Below are 19,796 nucleotides of genomic sequence, written 5' to 3'. Positions count from 1 at the left end.
AAATAATTTTGTCTATCAATCAAGGAAGATGATTATGTCGAAATATGAATTAGAAGTTGTCGTTGATGGCTTTCACTATTTAGAAGGGCCTCGCTGGTATCAAAATGCGCTATGGTTTGTCGATTTCTATACTCAAGGCGTTTATCGAGTTAACGACGAAGGAGTAGCGGAGAAAATCATCCATGTTGAACAGCAACCTTCCGGTTTAGGATGGTTGCCTGATGGGCGTTTGCTGGTTGTATCGATGAAAGACCGCAAAGTCTTACGACTAGAAAATGACGGTAACTTGGTCGTTCACGCTGATATCTGGGAGCATTGCGGTGGTCATGCCAATGACATGGTTGTTTCATCTAATGGCAACGCTTATGTAGGGAACTTTGGTTTTGACTTGATGAGTGGCGCTGACCATGAAAACACAGGGCTTATATTGGTCAAGCCTGATGGAACCTCACAGGTTGTCGCTGAAGGATTGGCATTTCCAAATGGCATGGTTATCTCTGCGGATCAGAAAACATTAATCGTTAACGAGCTGTTTGGCAATAAAATCACGCAATTTGATATCAAAGAAGATGGTAGCCTTGGAGGAAAGCGTGACTTTGCTAATTTTGGAGAATTAGGTGATGAGCCAAATCTTGGTCTATGTATAGAGAATGCCAGCATATTACCGGATGGTTTAGCCTTGGATGCAGAAGGTGCCGTGTGGATCGCAGATACTTTAAATCAGCGAGCTGTACGTATAGCAGAGGGTGGTGAGATTTTAGAAACTATCGATACTGCACCTGATGGTATCTTTGCAGTTGCACTTGGCGGACAAGATGGCAAGACACTATTTATGTGCGCGGCACCAGACTGGGATGAGGCCTCTCGTAAGGCAGAAACCAAAGGACGTATGCTAGCTGTACAGGTTGAAGTAGGGCATGCAGGTACGCCATAATTAAAAAGCTTCTCAGAACTGAACTTAAAACAACCCGCCTGATGCGGGTTGTTTTAGTTAATAGCTAGCTACTTTTTGAAGGTGGTTTTTATGTTAATTGCGATAAAGGTATTATGATTTACTCATTCAAATAAAGCTCAGCCATCCCATCAAGTTTGGCTTTTACCTCTTTCCAGTTCGGCATCACCTGCGTTAATAAGCGCCAAAAACGCTCACTGTGATTATGCTCTGCAATATGACACAGCTCATGCAGTATCACGTAATCAATGCATTCCTTTGGTGCTTTTGCTAAATGCGGATTGAGTATTAAATTGCCTTTAGTTGAGCAGCTTCCCCACTGCTTTTTCATAGTCATTAATTTTATTGAAGGACTATTTTTAACCCATGAAGCCTTATATATCAAGGCTTCAAGCCTCTCTCTAGAGATCGACCTAAATTTATTTTTATACCATTCATCAATAAGACGTTTAACTAAGACAGCTCGTTTTTCAGCGTCCAACTCAGAATCACTTTGAGATAATTCTACATTCAGCTTACCGCGACTAAGCTTCACAGTACTGTTGATCCCATCGTTAGCTTCTGCATCGGTTATCACTTTTAACACATAACGACGACCCAGATAAAACTGGGTTTCACCGCTAACATATCGTTTGGGTAATACATGGTTTTTTTGCTTAGTAAAGTCTTGCAGACTTTGCCATATCCAACGAGCACGTTTCATTATAGCGTCATGGATTATTTCTTCGCTGGCATCGACAGGTGCGGTGGCAACCACACGCTGATCAGGATGTACTTTGATAACCACTTTTCGAGGCTTGGTCTTTTTAGCAATCAGCTTGTCGCTTTCAGGTTTCTTTATCTTCTCTTTATAAGTTACTTCTTTACGCACGACTTCATAGTCAATCTTATATTGACCATAATAAAATACGCCATTCTCAGTCATTACCTACTACCCTCTTGCTGCTCTTAGGCTACTTGTCTCTTGAAAGTCCAAGACGGGTAATCTTTAGCACTTCCTCGATGAGCTGTTGCGCTTTGTCGATACCCAAATCCATAAATAACATCGGTAGCAATTTGACACTAATAGCATTTTCGATCTCTGCTGGGTTAATAGAATACTCAGCAACTGCTGTCTTAACGATACTATCAATCTCAAAGGCGTAAGCGACCAGCTTGTCATTATCTAGCTCTTTATCCGCTAAGAAATCAATATCAAATAAGTGTTTAAACAAACCAAAGTACGCCTGAGCATGTTTGTTCAATTTACCACTATCATCGATAAACGCATTCGGTACATCAGCGACATCGCGGTCTTTGACAGCTTGCTCAAAATCAGCAAACATCATGTACTGCTTCACGGGTGCATCGAACATTGCCTTGGCATCCGCAATAGCTTGCTTGAGCAATTTAGAAAAATACTCTTGGGCATAAGGGTCATCAGCCAAATCTTGTTCAATCATCTTGGTGACACGACCAGTGATTTTATCGGTTTGGTTGCGCGCTTCATCATCGCTTAATTCTTCAGGCTTAACATCCTTACCTAAGTTACCAACCAAGTAAGCACCTTTTGCCTCACGAACTTCAAGCCCTGCGATATGCTTATCAAGTAAGCTACGAATGTCCGCTTCATACTCATCGTAATCAATGGTTTCATCAGCATCTTCGCGTACTTGCTTACGTAGATTGATAAAGGCTTTTAGATCGGCTTTGTAGCGATCACGTTTACTATCGAATGATTTGTCTTCAAAGAAAGACGCTGATTGCAACGCAATTTTCATAGCATTAGAAAACGTAGTCAAAGCTGCATAAAAGTCGTCACGTTCTTTGAGCTTGGTATCGACTACCCTACCTTCTATTTCCTGCATTTTTGGTGCAAGTACTTGTCTTAACGCTTGACCATCCTGTTTGTTCTTCACTGATGAGAAGATAGCCCATAAATCACTATGCAGTCTTGGTAGCTGCTTATACTCGGTATCCATCGCGTTATACAGACCCTTAAGATCTTCGATATCAAAGCCACCTTGCGTACGTTCTGCTAAGTCTTGATATTTCTCAATGGTGATATCCAGCTCTTTTAAGATGCCACGATAATCAATCAGATAACCAAAACGCTTTTTCTCATGCAAGCGGTTAACGCGAGCAATCGCCTGAATCAGGTTATGCTGTTTTAAAGGCTTATCAATATACAGTACGGTATTTTTTGGTTCATCAAAGCCCGTTAGTAGCTTATCAACGACAATCATAATGTCAGGACCATCATCCTGACTAAAGGCTTCTATGATAGCTTTGGTATAGGCTTTTTCATCACCACCATATTGATTGGCGACATTATCTTGCCACCAGTTTTGTACGATGTCTTTTGATTCACCATCAACAGTGTCATGCCCCTCACGGGTATCAGGTGGCGACATGGCAACCACTGAGGTCACTTTGCCAATCTTGTCTAAGGCCATCTTATAGCGGATAGCTGAGGCTTTAGAGTCACAGGCCAGTTGACCTTTAAGGTGCTGCTGTTTAAAGTTTTGGAAGTGATCAGAGATGTCATGAGCGATCAGCTCAATACGACCTTCAACCTGATAGATTTGACCTTTTTGTGAGAACTTACGCTTGAGATCAGTCTTTTGATCATCGGTGAGCTTTTGGGTGATACGGTCAAACCATGCATCAATGGCTTGATCATTGGTATTCAATTCAGGGATACGCTCTTCGTATAAGAGTGGCGTGACCGTTTTGTCTTTGACCGCTTGCTGCATGGTATAAGAGTGAATGATCCTACCAAATTTATTCTCAGTCTTGTCATCCTTGAGCAGTGGCGTACCCGTAAAGGCAATAAAGGCAGCGTTTGGCAGGGCTTGCGCCATACGGATATTATTCTCACCGTTTTGGCTACGGTGACCTTCATCGACCATGACGATGATGTTTGGGCTGTCGTTATAACATTCATCATACTTAACGGCTGAACCAAACTTATTAATAATGGAGAAAATAACGCGTTCGTTACCATGACCGATTTGCTGCGCCAGACGGCGACCAGAAGTTGCCATGGCGTCACGACTATCACGTTTACTAGTTATTACACCACCCGACTTAAAGGTATTGCTCAACTGGGTTTCAAGATCAACACGATCCGTGACGACAATAATGCGACACTTAGCGAGCTCCTCTAACCAAATAAGTGCTTTAGAGAAAAACACCATCGTAAAGGATTTACCACTACCTGTGGTATGCCAAATCACACCGCCCTCACGACTACCCCTTTCATCAAAGGTACTGATACGTTCAATCAAGGCTTTGATACCAAATACTTGCTGATAACGGGCAACAATTTTCCCCGCCTTTTTATCAAACAAGGTAAACATGCGCGTCATCTCAAGCAAACGCTCAGGTTGCAATAAGCTAATGATTAAGCGGTCTTGATCGGTGATCACTAAATCACCAGCATTAATCAGTGATAAGTATTCTTTTTTAGCAGAGGCAGGACGATGATCAAATAGACGACTAAGCTGCTCATCACTGAGCCTTTGGTTTTTTAGACGATTAAACTCAGCCTCTTGTATGTCTTCTTCGACCCATTTTGCCCAAAACTTCTCAGGCGTTTTGCAAGTCCCGTATAAACCGTCATTACCATTGACCGCGAGCAATAACTGGCTGTAGGCAAACAGATGCGGGATTTCTTTTGGCTTTTGATTGCGAATATGCTGGGAGACGGCTTGCGTGTTGGTTGATTGCCACTCTCTACTCGAGTCAGGACGTTTGGCTTCAATCACTGCCAACGGTAGACCATTTACGAAGCAGACGATATCAGGAATGATATTACCTGTCCCTTCAGCATTCTGTACTACCAGCTCTTCGGTAAAGTGAAAGCTATTATTATCGATATGATTCCAATCTATCAGATTGATGGTTTGCGAGGTTTTTTTACCATCGATAAATTCGGTCACGGTCACGCCATATAGCATGGCGTTATAGAGCTTTTCATTGGCGAGCTGCAAGCCTAAGTTCATAGCTGGGTTTAGCTCATGCATGATCTTATCAATGGCACTGTCGGATAAATGATGCTGCGTGCCTTCAAACATAAAGGTTTGCTTAGCTAAGAACGCTCGCATGATAGGCAATAACACCACTTGGTTAGTGGCTTTGTTAGCGTTAGCCTGATTAGCTATTAGCTTATTGCTACGCATGGCGTTGCATTGGCTTGGCGGAATAAACTCATAGCCGAGTGTAGTAAGTAAGGTTAAGGCAGGAATCTTTGAGCTGAATTCTTCAGCGAAATTGATGCTGTGGTTGGTCATATTAGTATTCTTATCATTATTGCGTAATAAGTGTGAAACTAGTCACGACACTTTTTATAAGTTAATGAAGCATCGTTCCAATCAGCTTTAATGCGTACACTTTTATCTGGTAGATATTTATAATTTATCGTGGATACGACAGGATCTGCTTCATAATAAAAGGCACCCATGACATTCAATTCGGTTGAAGATATGGGGTCTACTTTGATAACGTCGAATCGTTGAACACCATTTGAAGAGCCTCTATTTGCACTCAAAAATGCTGGCTCACGAATTTTTTTAGGGAGATCGCAGTCTCCCCAAGCGCCTTGGTACTTTTTAGGAACAACACTGGATTGCTGGGAATAGACGTAAGAGCCATTAAATGCCCTTTCAGTAGAAGTGCAATTGCTTAAGTTCTTTAACTGAATTTCATTGGGTGAAAATCTCGCTTCAACTTGGCAACCTAAGTTAGACTGATAGTCTAGATAACCACTCTCCGGTACCGTAAAAACAACAGTGCTATTGTCTTGAATGGGCTTGGCTTTACTAGCAGTGACAAAGCTAGAGTCGCCAATCATATTGGCGAGAAACAGCTCGTAGTGTTTAGCGCCCTCATATTCAAAACTGCTTAGATGTATTCGTTTATTCGTACCGCTAACATAGACACCTTCCATTACAGGAGCAGCCATCGCCGTCACAGGTAGTATGGAAAATAGCACTAAAGCTTTTTTCAACATGAGGCTATATCTTCTTATAATCAGTTTTCTATAGTGATTTATAGGTTTATGAAACGTTCCCTACGGCTACGCACTTTGCGATAATACCTCTAAAGTTTTAAGCTGTCTTGCTTGGAAAGTTCGAAGTATGTCTGGTAAAATTAGATTAAACTTCACTTCCTGAGAATAAAAGAACTTTCGATTAACATAACCTTCTATCCTACCGTTTTTATCTGTGTCAGGCAGAAGAATATATCGCTCAACTAACTCATAATTTTCATATTTTTCATATATTCTTGGAGTATCATCTAATAAACTGTTGTGAATTAACTCGTTGCGATAAGACTCTATCGCATTAATAAAAGCATCCTTTTCAAAAAGAGTTCCTATGCTTTCGTTAATCTTAAGCTTTTTCTTATCACTGTAAAGTTTATTATTTGATGCTAATTTAGGATATTTCTCAAAGCTAGTTTTGATTTTCTCAATCTCGTATGCAAGCTTCGTATAATAATCTAGCAAGCTATGAAGTCTTATGTAAATCAATGCCATTAAACCAATTAGCTTATTAGCTACGGGAGACTTGGTAGTCCTAAAATTCTGCTTATTGCTATTAGGTAAGCCTGAAAACTCTGATTCAAAGTTTAGAATGTAATAAAAATCCCCGCTCAAATAAATTAGTTCTTTGGATAATTCTTGAATATTAGAAATTAAGCTAAAAACATCTATGGTATAAAGATATTTATGTAAAAATTTCTTATCATCGGCATCAGTTATCTTTCCTAATATTTTGTCAAAGTCGCTTTTACTTAGTGTACTTTCAGCGTTAAGACCTGTATCAGTAAGCATATCTTTCCAATCCGCATTAATTGAGCCTTCTGCATCCACATACGCTTGAGAACTACCCCACAACTTTGTTACGACTAGCTCATATAGCAGTAAATACTGAGACTCTAGAGAATTAATAATGGTTTGATTTGGAAATGACCAATAACCTGTGGGATTATGGAACAGGAAGTTAGTATGATCAGTTGGCATGGTTTCTAATGGAATACCATTCAGTCCTAAATACATAGATTTTTCTAAGCTTTCCGAGATAATCGAAGGCGATACTTTTCCTGTATTTTTAGCATTCATCAACCACCACCCTTTTCTTACCCGTCAACAACACCTGCATGAGCGCCTTCTTCTCTTGCTGTAAATCAGCCAATTGCTGCTCAAGCAGTTCAATCTCTTTATCAGCATTGGTTAACACGGTGGCGATTTTTTGTTGTTCTTTGAGAGGTGGCATTCTAAATTTCATACTTTCGAATGAAGTTTTTGAAAGCTCTAAGAAGGTTGAGCCACTCGCTTTGCTTATCATTCTGTGTTTGTTATACGTTAGGAGGTAATACACAAACTCAATATTGGTTTTGCTATTAGGAACGATATTTTTAAAGCCTTGGTTCGTACACATCTCATGAGAAGTAATTGCCATTGCACCAATTGTTGCACGGGTACAAATAAGCAACGAACCTGCTGGCACTAGTTTAGCTGAGCTATTTTTTAGCCCTTCTAGCGTGATTTTTCTTAGACTAGAGTTTATATAACGACTATCTTGTTTGGTAATATCAGTGGGTGTAATCCAGTTTATATCACCATCCCAATATTCAGTATTGGATGTACTAGGCGTACCTCCTGAATAAATCTTGCCCAAGCTTGAAACTGCTCTTTCCTTCCATTCACTCTCAAACCTTTTCCCCGACTCATCAAGCAAACGCTTTTTACCCGTCAGCAATTGCTGCATCAACGCTTTTTTCTGCTGGGTACTATTCTCAATCAAACGCTCAGTCGCGCCAATCGCTTTATCCCACGTGGATAGAATTTTGGCGATTTTTTGTTGTTCTGGGAAAGGTGGAGAGTTTATTATTATTTCTCCACAGTCTGGAACCCTCATATGAGCAACTGTTCCACCATTGCTGAGATCTTCTATTTGCTTTTGGCAATACCCACTCATTAATGAGTAGAAAACAAACCTGTTGTTAGCGACTTTAGGATTTACTCTATACATCATTGTACGTTGACCTAAAAAAATCCCTCCGCTATTTTCTAATATGCCAGCCTCACCAACAGGTGCTTCACGGGTAAAGATAATATCTCCGTCTTGTGGCGCACCTCTACGAATCCACTGTTGATAAACGTCTTCATCTACATAGCGCACATTTTCTGTATCAACTTTACCGTGCCGAACATTAGTAGTCCTTATCATCTTATAAGGAGTTATATAGTCCACATGCTTGGCAGTTTTATTAACACAATCAATTATAGACTCGCAAAGTTCCTTTATAGGCTTACGCTCCCATCCCTTAGGCACCATAACCCAACTCCTTTAAAAACCCTGCCATCTCAGCTTCTAGCGTATCCAATTCAGCTTTTAACTCAAGACGCTCAGCACGTACCGCGTCCAGATCAATCTCTGCCTCTTCCTCAAAGGTATCGACATAGCGCGGAATGTTTAGGTTAAAGTCGTTTTCTTTAATTTCATCAAAGGTGGCTAGATACGCGTATTTATCGACGCTTTCCCGCGCTTTATAGGTCTCAATGACTTTAGCAATATTGTCTTCAGTCAGCTGGTTTTGGTTCTTACCTGATTTAAACTCATTGCTGGCATCGATAAATAACACCGTGTCATCATTTTTGTTCTTCTTAAACAGCAAAATAGCCGCTGGAATACCCGTCCCAAAGAACAGTTTTTCTGGCAAGCCAATCACCGTATCAAGTAAGTTTTCTTCAATAAGTTGTTGACGGATTTTACCTTCACTTGACGCACGGAACAGCACGCCATGTGGCACGACCACACCCATGCGACCAGTGCTTGGTTTAAGCGTTTCGATCATATGACTGATAAACGCATAGTCGCCCTTAGTCTTGGGCGGTACACCGCGATGGAAGCGACCATAGGGATCGCTACTGGCATCTTCATGACCCCATTTATCCAGTGAAAACGGCGGATTGGCGGTCACCACATCGAACTGTAATAAGTGCTTGCCGTCCTTATCGAGTAGCAGCGGATTACGGATGGTATCGCCCCACTCGATACGGTGGTTGTCCTCACCGTGGAGGAACATATTCATCTTGGCCAGTGCCCATGTCGAGCCAATGGCTTCTTGACCGTATAGCGCATACTTCTTAGAATTTGAGTTTTTGCGTACCATCGCCCCACATTTAATGAGGAGCGACCCTGAACCACAGGCTGGATCACAGATTTCATCGCCTTCGACAGGCTCAAGGATAGTCGCTAACAAATTCGATACTTCAGGCGGTGTATAGAACTCACCAGCTGTCGCCCCACTACTGGCAGCAAAATGCTTGATCAAATACTCGTAAGCATTACCAATTACGTCCAAGCTACCGACACGCTCAGCGCTTAAATTAAGGATGTCTTTGCCAAAATCTTCTAACAAATGGCGTAGTAGCTCATTCTTTTGCTTTTCTTGACCAAGTTTATCAGTGTTGAAGCTAATGTCTTGGAAGACGTTTTTGAGCTTGGTGCCGTTGGCTTCTTCGATAGCGTGTAGCGCCTCGTCAATACGTTGACCATTACCCGGCTGATGACGCTGCTCGTACAAGTCCCAGAAGCTTGCGCCTTCAGGCAACACAAAACGCTGCTTGGACATCATCGCGTGGATCAGCTCAGGGTTGTCGCCAAACTGCTCAACCAGTTTGTTGTACTCATCGCGATATACATCAGATAGGTACTTTAGGAACAGCATGGTTAAGATAAAGTCTTTATAGGTATCGGCGCTGATGACCCCGCGAAACGTGTCACAGGCATTCCATACTGCTTTATTGATGTCGTCTTGATTGATTTTGCTAATATTATTAGTGGTACTGGCAGGCATTTATTATTCCTTAACGCGCTGGAAAATTGCTGGTTGTTATAGTGAGGTAATGATATAAGGGTATATAGTCGATATCTTAAAATGATGGGCTTTTAATTATTAGACTTTATCAAAGCGGCGGCACTGAAAATACTAGGCATTAACTCTAATACTCTATCTACGAAATGGTTAGCTATCAGTGACCCTTTACGCGATGACATAAGCTACTTTTATTTATTCGACATTCATGACGATATTTCACCGTCTAAATATCAAATACTGAGAAGACTCTAGAAAGTGTTATTTAATAATAACCAGACTAAATTCTGTTTATAAGAAGCATTATCTGATGCATACAGTATAATTTTAAAGTTCTTTTTCCATTTGCTCCGCACGTGCAATACACGCATCCATAGCATCGCCAACGGTTTTAGTTAAGCCTTCATCTTTTAAGTGCTCAACAGCTTCGTGAGTAGGACCGCCTTTAGTTGTTACGTTTGAGCGTAATTGCGAAATACTAATATCAGGCTGGCTAAGTGCCATTTCGGTAGCGCCAAGTGCTGTTTGTTGTACTAAGCGACGGGCATCTTCATCGTTAAAACCAAGTGCTTTCGCTTTTTCTTCAATGGCTTCCATAAATAAGAAAAAGTAAGCTGGCGATGAGCCAGTCACAGCAATAATATCGTTTATTTGCGACTCTTGCTCAACCCATACAGCAATACCAGTACATTCAAAGACTTGTTGTACAAACTCGTGTTCATCGGCTGTTTCGTTTGCACCAAATAAACCTGACACGCCACGCCCTAGTAGCGATGGTGTGTTTGGCATGCAACGTACCATCTTAACGTCTTGGCCGAGCATTTCACGTAAACGCTCAACGGTTAAACCTGCGGCAACCGATATAAATAATTTATCACTAAAATCTACGCCTGACTCTTGAAACGATTTACATAAATCGCCCATCATTTGAGGCTTAACAGATAATACAATAACATCAGCATCGCGTAGGGCTTCGTTATTGTCACTGGTGGTTTTTACCTTAAAATCGTCTGCTACCTTTGCAAGCTTTTCTTGGTTGCGGTTTGTAGCAATGATGTTGTTTGCATTAAAACCGTTTTTTACCATGCCACCAATAATGGCATAGCTCATGTTGCCTGTGCCTATGAATGCGATTTTTTTATCTGACATATACCTGTTATTACCTTTTAAGTTCGCGTTCCAAAAATTTCTGTGCCGATCCTCACCATGGTCGAACCTGCACTGATGGCAGCTTCAATATCTCCACTCATACCCATCGACAACGTATCTACATGAGGATATTGGGCCTTTAGTTTATCAAAGCAAGTTTGTAATTGCTCAAAAGACTGAATTTGTCTCTACGATCGCTTCAGTATAGTACCGTCTTCTTTTTCAGAGTAAACCACTGAGACTCTCTAATGACTGTTAAGTTTAATAGTTGATATTCGTTTATATCTCTGTTAGGTTTTAACTCGATACATAATGTATCATTTTATATATAACTGTATTTAAACAGTGGCTAACCCATCGGTGTTTGCACATCACATTGTTATAGCAGTTGTATTAGTCATATTTCGTTCGTGCTGTATCTATGGACGTTTACCATACGTCTTAGCTACAACTGCTCTTTTCGATAAAGCTCTATCAATAAGTACTAATGAATAGCACGCACTATCACTTGATAGCTGGCAAATAGCATCACAAAAATCAAAGATACATGTTGTCTCAAAGCCACATAACACACTTTTCTTACCAGTTTAGTAAAACCTCCTAGCTTTCTTATCTCATCATAAGCACCTTTTAGATTCTTAACATTGAGATTTTCGGTCTATTAACAGAGTTGTCATCAGTTTTGTCTACAAAAGCTCAGAGCGCAGCAAGGCGTCATCAGCTGTCGCTTAATTCAAGTGTTTGACTTAAAACCTCATAAATTGGCTTTCAATTATTAGTTGGTCCTCGTAAAGTATTAGTGGAGGTCATTTGAAAGGTATATGTAAAGAGTAGTTCATTTACAAGACACTGAATAATTGAGGAAGATATGGATAGGATATCAATAGCTAAGCTTCAAAAAAACACAGTGACGATACATCCAGATATCGTTAGTTTGTTCGATATTTACGTTAATCATATTCGACCTTCAATGAGTAGCCATAATATAGAAATGGAGCAGAACCGAGTCTTCTTCAGACCTACATTATTTATTAAAGAAAAGACAGTATGGTCGATGGTCAATAATTTCGAACTCCACTTCTTAAAACCGTTTAAAATAGATCAGAAAACAGCCAGAAAGGATGTGAGTATAGGTAGTATAAGTGAAGATCAGTTGGTGTTTGGCATACCTTTTTATGAATTGGTTGACATCATCGCACGGTATAAAAAGAACTTAGATATAAAACTTATCTATAGTTGCTTAAATGAGATTTTAACTGCGAGTATCAATCAAGACTTATTCAACAAGAATACCTTTCCCATCACTACATTTTGTCAACTCATAAACATCAATGAGCAAACCTATCATAGACGTCCTGAGAGTGCTTTATGATGGAAAATACTGAAAGTATTGATAAACAGCTAGAGTGTCTTAGCACTCAAGCAATGACAGATATTGTTAATACACTTAACGATGATGAGACATTTACATATCCAGAAGAAGTTTTAGCTGCCATATCTGCCATTGTTATTGCCGTAAATGATAGCTATGTATATCCGGATGACTCTGTTCAAAATTTGTTCGAGCGTATCGTACAGATATTACAGAAGGAACCAGTGGCTCGCCGCTATATGGAGACTAGCAAATCAGCACTGGCACAAAAGCCGCTGATGATGCAGCTACTCATTCTCATGCAGAACCCTATAAACAGAGTCCCCCATGATTTTCTAAGAAGAAATCTGATTTGGCTAGCTATAGCAATGCACACCAGCGTACTGCTGATGCCGAATGGTATAAAAAAGCACACTGATAATATATTAATGCAGTTTAAGCAGGCTCAGTTTTCAAGCTCTATAAGACGAACGTGGATTTGGCGTGAACTACCCGACTTGTCTCAGATGATCATAAGTGTGGAGTACATATCTACCCTTCTCAATAATCTATTAGAGCAGAAAAAAAGTGAGCTTGAAGTATTAACTAACAACCCTATTAGTGACTCAGTCAAAGCGAAAAACGAAGAATCTATAGCAAAGGCTAAGCTTGGCCAAATAGATAAAATAACGATTGCCTACCAGCACGCATACAATTTACAGGTAACAAAACCTAAGCGTAAAAAACCACCAAAAAACAACAGTATCAAGCCTATAAAATTATCCGATGATACTCTGATATATCTGGCTGGTTCCAATACATTGACTCATAACTGGGGTAGTACACATAGCGATAATAACTGGAGCAGTACACCGGATGATATCGAGCATAATACTACTGCTGTAGATCTGGAGTTTTTGGACGCCCATACCGAAACTCACGCAGGGTTAACGACGAGTTTCGAAGAGTATGTCGATCACAATGAAGCACCATATATTAGCTACGACAACTATCCTGACCCTCTCATACAACAGTCTATACCACTACAAACTATTGATTTGTCACTGCAGCAAAACTATATGTCCCAGCGCAATCTTGCGCTCAATTCTAATACACGACTACTCCCTCTTGTCGGTTACCAATCGCTATTTGCCGCTCTACACCAAGATGCCAAATCTTTACCAGAAGCAGAAACGAATAAAGTCTGCGCTGGTATTCTATTGCTCTCAATGCTGACTGGTCTCCCAGTTAAATCGTTACTCATATCAGGTTATATCGGTCATCCTAGTATTTTTGGTATCTACGATAAAAGAGCTTACATCAAACACAGCCTTGGTATTACTAAACGCTCTGTTAGTCAGACATTAACGAAGCAAGATTACGAAAACCACTCTGATGACATCAAAATCCCACTACCTTTATGGCTAATTGATAACCTGATTGCTTGCAAATTGCCTGTGAAAGCGGACTTTATAGCTTATCTCGCTGACTTACGTAGTAGTCTTGGTCTGTCTTACCTTTCAATCAATCGAATAGAAACGGCATTACACGTCGTACTCTCTCGCTATACGCCAAATTGCCATGCACATATCGCCGATATTATTTGCCGCACGGCCGCGCCTCACGCTCCAGCAATGTACTATAGCAGCCATACCAGTGAGGAAGTTCTTACACACTATAAATCAGCACTGAGCGTATTTAATAGTCATAGTGACTTTGACTTAACTTATATCACCCCTTGGCACAAATATATGGTGGGCTCAGCGTTTGCGCTGAAGATTGAAACAGTTTGCGACATCTTGAATGAGATGAGGTACTGGACCGATCAAAGTTCAAACGATGAAAAGCACTTTAATAGAACCAGTATCTTTGTATGGTTTGTATTTTGCCTTTTAACCGGCGTGCGACCAAATAACGGTCTTGGAAAAATGTGCGATATCGATCTCGATATGGGCTGGCTTGTTATCAATGATAAACCCGTTAAAAAAGTGCAAACTGATCGGCTAATTCCATTATGCCCTACTGTTGTACGCCTTCTAATAGAATATAGAGACTATTTGAGTGACTATAAAACTAGACATCCATCAAATCAAAAAATCAGTGAGACTATCAAGAATATCGGCTTAGGTAACGATGAAGCACTGTTGAAGCTCTTATCTGCAAGTGTAAATAATCTAAAAGATATCAAGCGTGGCGATGCTTATCATATGACAAAAGATATTATTGATGCCAACCCTTATTGGACACGTCATTTCGTACGTACTCAGCTTGAGAAACGTGGCGTTCAGCTTCCACTCATCAACACCATTATTGGTCATGAAAAAGCTCGTCAAGAAGTATTGGGACGTTTCTCATCAAGTAGTAAAGCAGATATCAGACGTGTTGCACCTATATTTGAGCAGATGGCTGAGCATTTAGGGTTAAACCTTATAGAAATAAAAAGCTATTCTAAACTCAGTCGTATACAGAGAAGACATATAGGGGTAGATCATGCTAATAGATAATATCCATCTGCCAAAAATTATTGATGGTTTAGCAAAATTTGATGGTAGAAAAAAGCGCTATGTACCATACCCTTCCATACTTAGAAGCGGTGACACGGCAAGGATACGTGAGATACAGCTACTTGCCGATTTACAGACCCAGTGGGAACTCCTACTCAAAAAACATCCTGGCAACGTTAGGTTCACCCAATCTTTTAATAAACATTACAAGCAAATGCTTTGGCCAGATAATCGCACCTTTTTAGCTATGCCGAGGCCTGTAAGTTTTACTGATGAGTTATGGTTGCCAGAAAGTCAAATGCTAGGTCAGTTTCAGCGTAATTTTACTAATAAGCGAAAGCCTTTATCGGGCGAAGGGTTCGATAAGTTTCAAGCGATTGTTCAGAATAAAATTTCTCAAGCCTATAAAACTACCAAAACACTAAAACAAGCATGGCAAACCGTTAGTCAGTTTATCGATTATCAAAATCAGTGTTACATGCTTGCTGAGCATCACTATCCCAAGATAATCGCGCCGCAGCCCATAAAGTTCAACCCATTAGTTACTAATAAAAGCTGGGTTAAAAACGGTAAGGTACTGGTCAAAATTGTTCGCGCAGTAGAGCATAATTGGGAGCAAACAGCCGATTACAGCCAAGATCAGATTATAGGTTGGCTGATATTCTCAGGAATTGTATATGGCGGTATCAATGAGGTTCAAATGCTTGAAGGGTGGCTTACCTCATTGCTTGCAAAAGAGTATCAGCCATTCATCAAAGACAGGATAATGGTCTCGCCGCGTTTTGTGCAAAAGCGCTTTGGTAACGAGCGCGAAGAAGAAAGTGACCAGCTTTATAACACCAAGCAAATTGTTGTAGATATGGTCAGTCAGTGTTGGCTGATGCATTACCATAGAAACAGCAGTCAAGCAGAGACCACACATATCATTACCAAGCTGTCAGAAGATAAGATCAAACAATACTTGACCATGGTTTTGTCTGACGTGATCAAGCCTTTGGGTATTAAGCCACTTCCCTTTTCAAAGTTTTTACGTTACGCCAGTTATTACTGGGAGGGTCTCGATGGCTCTGATATTGATCATGCTTCAGTTGGAGTGCTGCGAGGTATGCATAACACTGCAGGACTGAGTACTCAGAACTTTGATCGGTTTCTGAATCAGAAATATCAACATACAAATGAACCTTATAATCTAGAACATATTTTAACGCTGTCTATCAGCAAAAACTCTACTAATCAAAAAGAAAAGACTGACATTTCTACCAAAAATATAGAGGTTAGAAAGTCTGATTTGATTGTAAATCTCACTAAAGACTTCAAAATGGATGAAAAACAGAAAAATCAAAAAACCAGTAAAAAGCCACCTACCCTTATCGAAAGAGTACAAAAACGTTATAAACAATACGATGACTTAAGTGAAAAGATTTTATTAGATTGGGTATTAAGTCTGCTAAGCCGAGAAGGACCACCGAACAACGTGACTATTTTGAAATATATTAGAACTATAGGCTATGAATGGTTATATTTCACAACAGCGCAGCCGCTTGATATTTGGTCAGAGGAAGAGTTTGAAGAGCTCTATGAAGATATTTTAGAGTATAAAGCTGTCGTACGTAATAATACTGACATTGTATATTCTGCCAATTTATTGAAGAGTATGCACAACTTTGCTAAGAGCAAATACAACCTACCCTCCGTGAACTTCCAACATACCAAAAATGGTCGGCGTGTACGTGCAGAGCTGATATCACCGCAAGCGTACCAAGCCATTATCATACAGATACTGGGTTCTGTAGATATATTGGAGCGAGAGATGTTCGCACTTTTATTTATCTTAGTCTATCGTACTGGGATGCGCAAAAAAGAGCTGTTGGGGCTTAAGTATAATGATATCGAAGGTCTAAAGGCAGCTACCCCCTCAGTGGTAATAAGGCCGAATAGCTATCGTCCAACCAAGACTCAAAGTAGTATTCGCCGCGTTCCCTTATTTGCCCTCCTCAAACCTGATGAGCTGAATTTTTTTATTAACTTTGTGCAGAGTAATATGGGTGATAGTTCAAACAAATTTATCTTTACCTTATCATCGGATCAACGTCCTATTGATGACCATGTTCCTTTACAATTACTCAAACGAGTCTTAAAAGACATTTCGGTAGATGATAATGTTACAGAGCATACCTTTCATGGGTTTAGGCATACGGCAGTGAGTAACCTATCTCTGGTGCTAGTAGGACATTCAGATCTCGTAGAAGCCCTCACCGATTATGATGAAAGCGACATACTGCGTATAAAGGAAGGCCTACTCGGCGAGCATATCGATGCACAAGATCGCTGGTACGCTCTATCAGGTATTATGGGGCACTTATCGCCTGAGCGTAGCTTTGAGTATTACAACCATTTTGCCACGTTGATGGCGACCTACGCGCTTAGTAAAGCAGATATAACATTGCTAGAGCGGACGCTGTATAACGTAACAGGTTTTACGAATAAAAAGCTTAAGGAGAATAATGCGACTGTCCATAATAGTAGCGTCAGCATACCTAGTATTCGTACGCTGTTATTTAAAAATATCGTAGAGGGCAAACGCAAGTCACCGAAATTTACGATCGAGAGCTGTGATAAACATTTTCTCTTGAGTACCAATACGCAAGCCAATAATGAGCTGTTTGGTCGTTATGGTCTAAACCGAGTACAACTGCTACTACAGACCTATGATAAAAAGATGCCTTTAAGTAAAGCAGCCCAGTTGGCAAATATTTCTATTCACGATGCAAAGGTTCTAATAGAACGTGCGAGCGAGGTTGCCAACATCACTACCAAACGCAGCAAACCTCGCTTTGTTAAGCTATCAGATTCAAACACCCCTGTACTGAGTCCACTGAACATTCAATACCAAAGTGATTTAAGGTTGCTATCGTTTTTGTTAAGTAGTGCCTATCGTCTACGAGAAAATTCAGGGGCTGACTGGATTTGGTTTATTGAGATATGTCGTGAAAGACTGTCTAATAGCCGAGCATACCTACCATTTAGAAAAGAAAATGAGAAGGAGTTGCAGCGTTTCATTGATATTGCTGAAAAACTACTGCCTTTGAAGCGTTGGCTGGTGAGTAGCAACGAAGATTTGTTGATGAAAACTATGTCATCTACTGACTATCAAGACATTAAGCAGCAATCTAATGAGTCGAAAAATGCTCTCCATATCGGTATTGCTAGTCAAGACCATAGGGAACGGACTAACAAGTGGCAATACTCACCGCTACTACGGTTTTTTGTGCATATGATGCTAATCACAGATGAGAAACTATCTATTGTGAGTTGATTTTTCTAAATTATTCACAGATTTTTAGAGTCAGGCCCAAGCTTAATCACCGTAAGAACTATGATGCGCCTGAAAATCTAATCAGCATATATATTCCCATACCGACCATCATAATGTTTTCGGTCAAAGATACAAAACCAAGCGGTACATTTGAGTTACCACCAACACAGGCACATTTCAGCTCACGCTTGTCTATATAGACGGCCTTAAACACTGAGAGGCCATTGATACCACCTATAAATATAGCCACGATAGCCGCTATGACATTAAGCCATGCAATACTAGCCAACATTGCGATACCGACAAACGCCTCGGCGAAAGGATAAACGTAGGCGTAACGGACCACCTTACGTGCTAACAAATCATATCCCAAAAATTGATTGGTAAAACTCTCTAAATCTTGCAACTTTTGAATAGCGAGTACAATCATAGATAAGGCAACAAACCAGATGATAGTTTGTACCGAAAATAATGTGCTGCTAAACCTCCAAGTCAGTGCAATACTAGCGAGTGCTGTAGTTGCGAATATTGCGATCACTGGCGTATAGCTGACCTCAGTACTCTGAGAAACCTCTTTGCCAAAAAACGCTTGCAGATCGTCATACCCGCCTATGCGCTCGCCATCGATAAAAATCTGTGGTGTAGTTTTGACATTAAACTTATCTTTAAGCGCTTGAGTTTCAGTATCATTAGTCAAATGCTTGTCTTCGATCTGATAACTATGACGCTCTAAAAGATCGAGTGCTTTTAAACCAAATGGACAAACATGATCAGGTTTGACCATACGATAAACCACGGCTGTTTTCATAATACACACTCCTACCTAATTTCTAACCTCTAAATCCTACCTTTTAAACCCTTTATGCTTCATTCAAGCTCTTGAATGAGCGCTTGCATCTCAGCGATTTCACGCTCTTGTGCTTTTATAATATCGTCAGCAAGCTGTTGTACACGCGGATCTTCAATATCAGCACGACTACTGGTGAGAATGGCAATCGAGTGATGCGGTATCATGGCTTGCATCCAATCAACTTGATTAACCGTTGCTTGCGACCTCACGCCCCAAATGCCGACAGCAAACATCAATACGCTCAGACCGTAAATCATCAAGTTAATCTTGGTCTTCTTATACATAGTGGTCATAAATGCCAACATGACGACTGCCATACCGGCACCCATGTATAGCGCCATATAAGCTCTGGTTTCACTAAAATAGATATGATCCCATTCATAAGTATTGAAATACATCATGATGTACATCACAATCGTAGACGTCACGATCATCAGGGTGAACTTTGCATACGGGTTCATGCCCTGTTGATGATTCATGTTGTTTTGATTTGAAGCATTCATAGTATATCCCCTATTATTTTAATAATATCAGAACCAGATTTTAACCCCTGCAGTCAAACTACTGCTATCAACCGATTCATCTTCTTGACGTCGTTGACCACGAGCCTTGCCAAGCGCTGTCTCATAACTAACACCCACATAAGGGGCTAGCTGGCGACTGAACATCTCGTAAGTCAACCTGACCTCAGTTTCCATCTCATTAAAGCCTTTGGTAATGCCATCATCGTGGTCATCTTTACTAAATGCACTTAGTTCTACTTCTGGTATGACTACCCAATGCTGATCCAAACGCCATTCATACTC

14 protein-coding genes and 1 pseudogene are annotated in these 19,796 nt (G+C 40.5%); 4 read left to right on the top strand and 11 right to left on the bottom strand.

Translation table 11 applies throughout. From position 1 onward, the window contains the following. Positions 1 to 34 precede the first annotated feature (34 nt). On the top strand, positions 35 to 934 hold the full coding sequence (locus ACTXGL_RS13910; RefSeq protein WP_443527285.1) for an SMP-30/gluconolactonase/LRE family protein: 900 nt from the start codon (positions 35 to 37) through the stop codon (positions 932 to 934). Between the two features lie 118 nt (positions 935 to 1,052). On the opposite strand, the gene ACTXGL_RS13905 is transcribed toward ACTXGL_RS13910, so the two are convergent. The 8 genes and pseudogenes from ACTXGL_RS13905 to ACTXGL_RS13870 form a co-directional block, all read right to left on the bottom strand. Next, a complete protein-coding gene (locus ACTXGL_RS13905; protein WP_443527284.1) occupies positions 1,053 to 1,877 on the bottom strand; it encodes a M48 family metallopeptidase in 825 nt (274 codons plus the stop codon). A gap of 28 nt (positions 1,878 to 1,905) precedes the next feature. After that, entirely contained in the window at positions 1,906 to 5,226 is a 3,321-nt protein-coding gene (locus tag ACTXGL_RS13900) for a type I restriction endonuclease subunit R (protein ID WP_443527283.1), read from the bottom strand. A gap of 38 nt (positions 5,227 to 5,264) precedes the next feature. Then, positions 5,265 to 5,945 (bottom strand): hypothetical protein, encoded by a 681-nt coding sequence (locus tag ACTXGL_RS13895; protein WP_427609273.1) that lies wholly within the window; start codon positions 5,943 to 5,945, stop codon positions 5,265 to 5,267. Between the two features lie 66 nt (positions 5,946 to 6,011). Beyond that, positions 6,012 to 7,058, bottom strand: coding sequence for a hypothetical protein (locus ACTXGL_RS13890; RefSeq protein WP_443527282.1), 1,047 nt, complete (start codon positions 7,056 to 7,058; stop codon positions 6,012 to 6,014). Beyond that, entirely contained in the window at positions 7,048 to 8,277 is a 1,230-nt protein-coding gene (locus ACTXGL_RS13885; protein ID WP_443527281.1) for a restriction endonuclease subunit S, read from the bottom strand. The genes ACTXGL_RS13890 and ACTXGL_RS13885 overlap by 11 nt, the downstream gene beginning before the upstream one ends. Then, on the bottom strand, positions 8,267 to 9,802 hold the full coding sequence (locus tag ACTXGL_RS13880) for a type I restriction-modification system subunit M (protein WP_443527280.1): 1,536 nt from the start codon (positions 9,800 to 9,802) through the stop codon (positions 8,267 to 8,269). Before ACTXGL_RS13880 ends, ACTXGL_RS13885 begins: the two co-directional genes overlap by 11 nt. Positions 9,803 to 10,147: 345 nt before the next feature. Continuing rightward, positions 10,148 to 10,969, bottom strand: a complete 822-nt coding sequence (proC, locus tag ACTXGL_RS13875) for a pyrroline-5-carboxylate reductase (RefSeq protein WP_443527279.1) — start codon at positions 10,967 to 10,969, stop codon at positions 10,148 to 10,150. 17 nt (positions 10,970 to 10,986) lie between these two features. Next, positions 10,987 to 11,145, bottom strand: a pseudogene (locus ACTXGL_RS13870) (alanine racemase); the annotation flags it as partial. 692 nt (positions 11,146 to 11,837) lie between these two features. Here ACTXGL_RS13870 and ACTXGL_RS13865 point away from each other — a divergent pair. Genes ACTXGL_RS13865 through ACTXGL_RS13855 form a run of 3 tightly spaced genes read left to right on the top strand, consistent with a single transcriptional unit; the run spans position 11,838 to position 18,140 of the window. Further along, complete coding sequence (locus ACTXGL_RS13865; RefSeq protein WP_443527278.1) at positions 11,838 to 12,341, top strand: hypothetical protein; 504 nt, start codon at positions 11,838 to 11,840, stop codon at positions 12,339 to 12,341. Beyond that, the gene (locus ACTXGL_RS13860; RefSeq protein WP_443527277.1) at positions 12,338 to 14,824 is read left to right on the top strand and encodes a site-specific integrase; all 2,487 of its coding nucleotides are present in this window, start codon (positions 12,338 to 12,340) and stop codon (positions 14,822 to 14,824) included. Before ACTXGL_RS13865 ends, ACTXGL_RS13860 begins: the two co-directional genes overlap by 4 nt. Further along, a complete protein-coding gene (locus ACTXGL_RS13855; RefSeq protein WP_443527276.1) occupies positions 14,811 to 18,140 on the top strand; it encodes a tyrosine-type recombinase/integrase in 3,330 nt (1,109 codons plus the stop codon). The genes ACTXGL_RS13860 and ACTXGL_RS13855 overlap by 14 nt, the downstream gene beginning before the upstream one ends. A gap of 58 nt (positions 18,141 to 18,198) precedes the next feature. Here the strand turns inward: ACTXGL_RS13855 and ACTXGL_RS13850 are convergent, their stop codons facing one another. From ACTXGL_RS13850 to ACTXGL_RS13840, 3 genes are all read right to left on the bottom strand, one after another. After that, positions 18,199 to 18,948, bottom strand: a complete 750-nt coding sequence (locus tag ACTXGL_RS13850; protein ID WP_443527275.1) for a MauE/DoxX family redox-associated membrane protein — start codon at positions 18,946 to 18,948, stop codon at positions 18,199 to 18,201. A 59-nt stretch (positions 18,949 to 19,007) separates the two neighbouring features. Then, a complete protein-coding gene (locus ACTXGL_RS13845) occupies positions 19,008 to 19,493 on the bottom strand; it encodes a DUF305 domain-containing protein (RefSeq protein ID WP_443527274.1) in 486 nt (161 codons plus the stop codon). Between the two features lie 27 nt (positions 19,494 to 19,520). Then, positions 19,521 to 19,796, bottom strand: a 276-nt coding sequence (locus tag ACTXGL_RS13840; RefSeq protein ID WP_443527273.1) for a copper resistance protein B, incomplete at its 5' end; no start/stop codon positions are given.

This window comes from Psychrobacter sp. T6-6 (assembly GCF_052258185.1).
In the GTDB taxonomy this organism is placed as follows: domain Bacteria; phylum Pseudomonadota; class Gammaproteobacteria; order Pseudomonadales; family Moraxellaceae; genus Psychrobacter.
Note: the sequence above shows the minus strand (reverse complement) of the source record. Positions and strands in the feature narration are given on the sequence as shown.

Coding starts and splice junctions, on each gene's coding strand:
- ACTXGL_RS13895 (WP_427609273.1), bottom strand. CDS start 5,945: ATGTTGAAAAAAGCTTTAGTGCTATTTTCCATACTACCTGTGACGGCG.
- ACTXGL_RS13905 (WP_443527284.1), bottom strand. CDS start 1,877: ATGACTGAGAATGGCGTATTTTATTATGGTCAATATAAGATTGACTAT.
- ACTXGL_RS13855 (WP_443527276.1), top strand. CDS start 14,811: ATGCTAATAGATAATATCCATCTGCCAAAAATTATTGATGGTTTAGCA.
- ACTXGL_RS13900 (WP_443527283.1), bottom strand. CDS start 5,226: ATGACCAACCACAGCATCAATTTCGCTGAAGAATTCAGCTCAAAGATT.
- ACTXGL_RS13860 (WP_443527277.1), top strand. CDS start 12,338: ATGATGGAAAATACTGAAAGTATTGATAAACAGCTAGAGTGTCTTAGC.
- proC (WP_443527279.1), bottom strand. CDS start 10,969: ATGTCAGATAAAAAAATCGCATTCATAGGCACAGGCAACATGAGCTAT.
- ACTXGL_RS13890 (WP_443527282.1), bottom strand. CDS start 7,058: ATGAATGCTAAAAATACAGGAAAAGTATCGCCTTCGATTATCTCGGAA.
- ACTXGL_RS13850 (WP_443527275.1), bottom strand. CDS start 18,948: ATGAAAACAGCCGTGGTTTATCGTATGGTCAAACCTGATCATGTTTGT.
- ACTXGL_RS13865 (WP_443527278.1), top strand. CDS start 11,838: ATGGATAGGATATCAATAGCTAAGCTTCAAAAAAACACAGTGACGATA.
- ACTXGL_RS13880 (WP_443527280.1), bottom strand. CDS start 9,802: ATGCCTGCCAGTACCACTAATAATATTAGCAAAATCAATCAAGACGAC.
- ACTXGL_RS13845 (WP_443527274.1), bottom strand. CDS start 19,493: ATGAATGCTTCAAATCAAAACAACATGAATCATCAACAGGGCATGAAC.
- ACTXGL_RS13885 (WP_443527281.1), bottom strand. CDS start 8,277: ATGGTGCCTAAGGGATGGGAGCGTAAGCCTATAAAGGAACTTTGCGAG.
- ACTXGL_RS13910 (WP_443527285.1), top strand. CDS start 35: ATGTCGAAATATGAATTAGAAGTTGTCGTTGATGGCTTTCACTATTTA.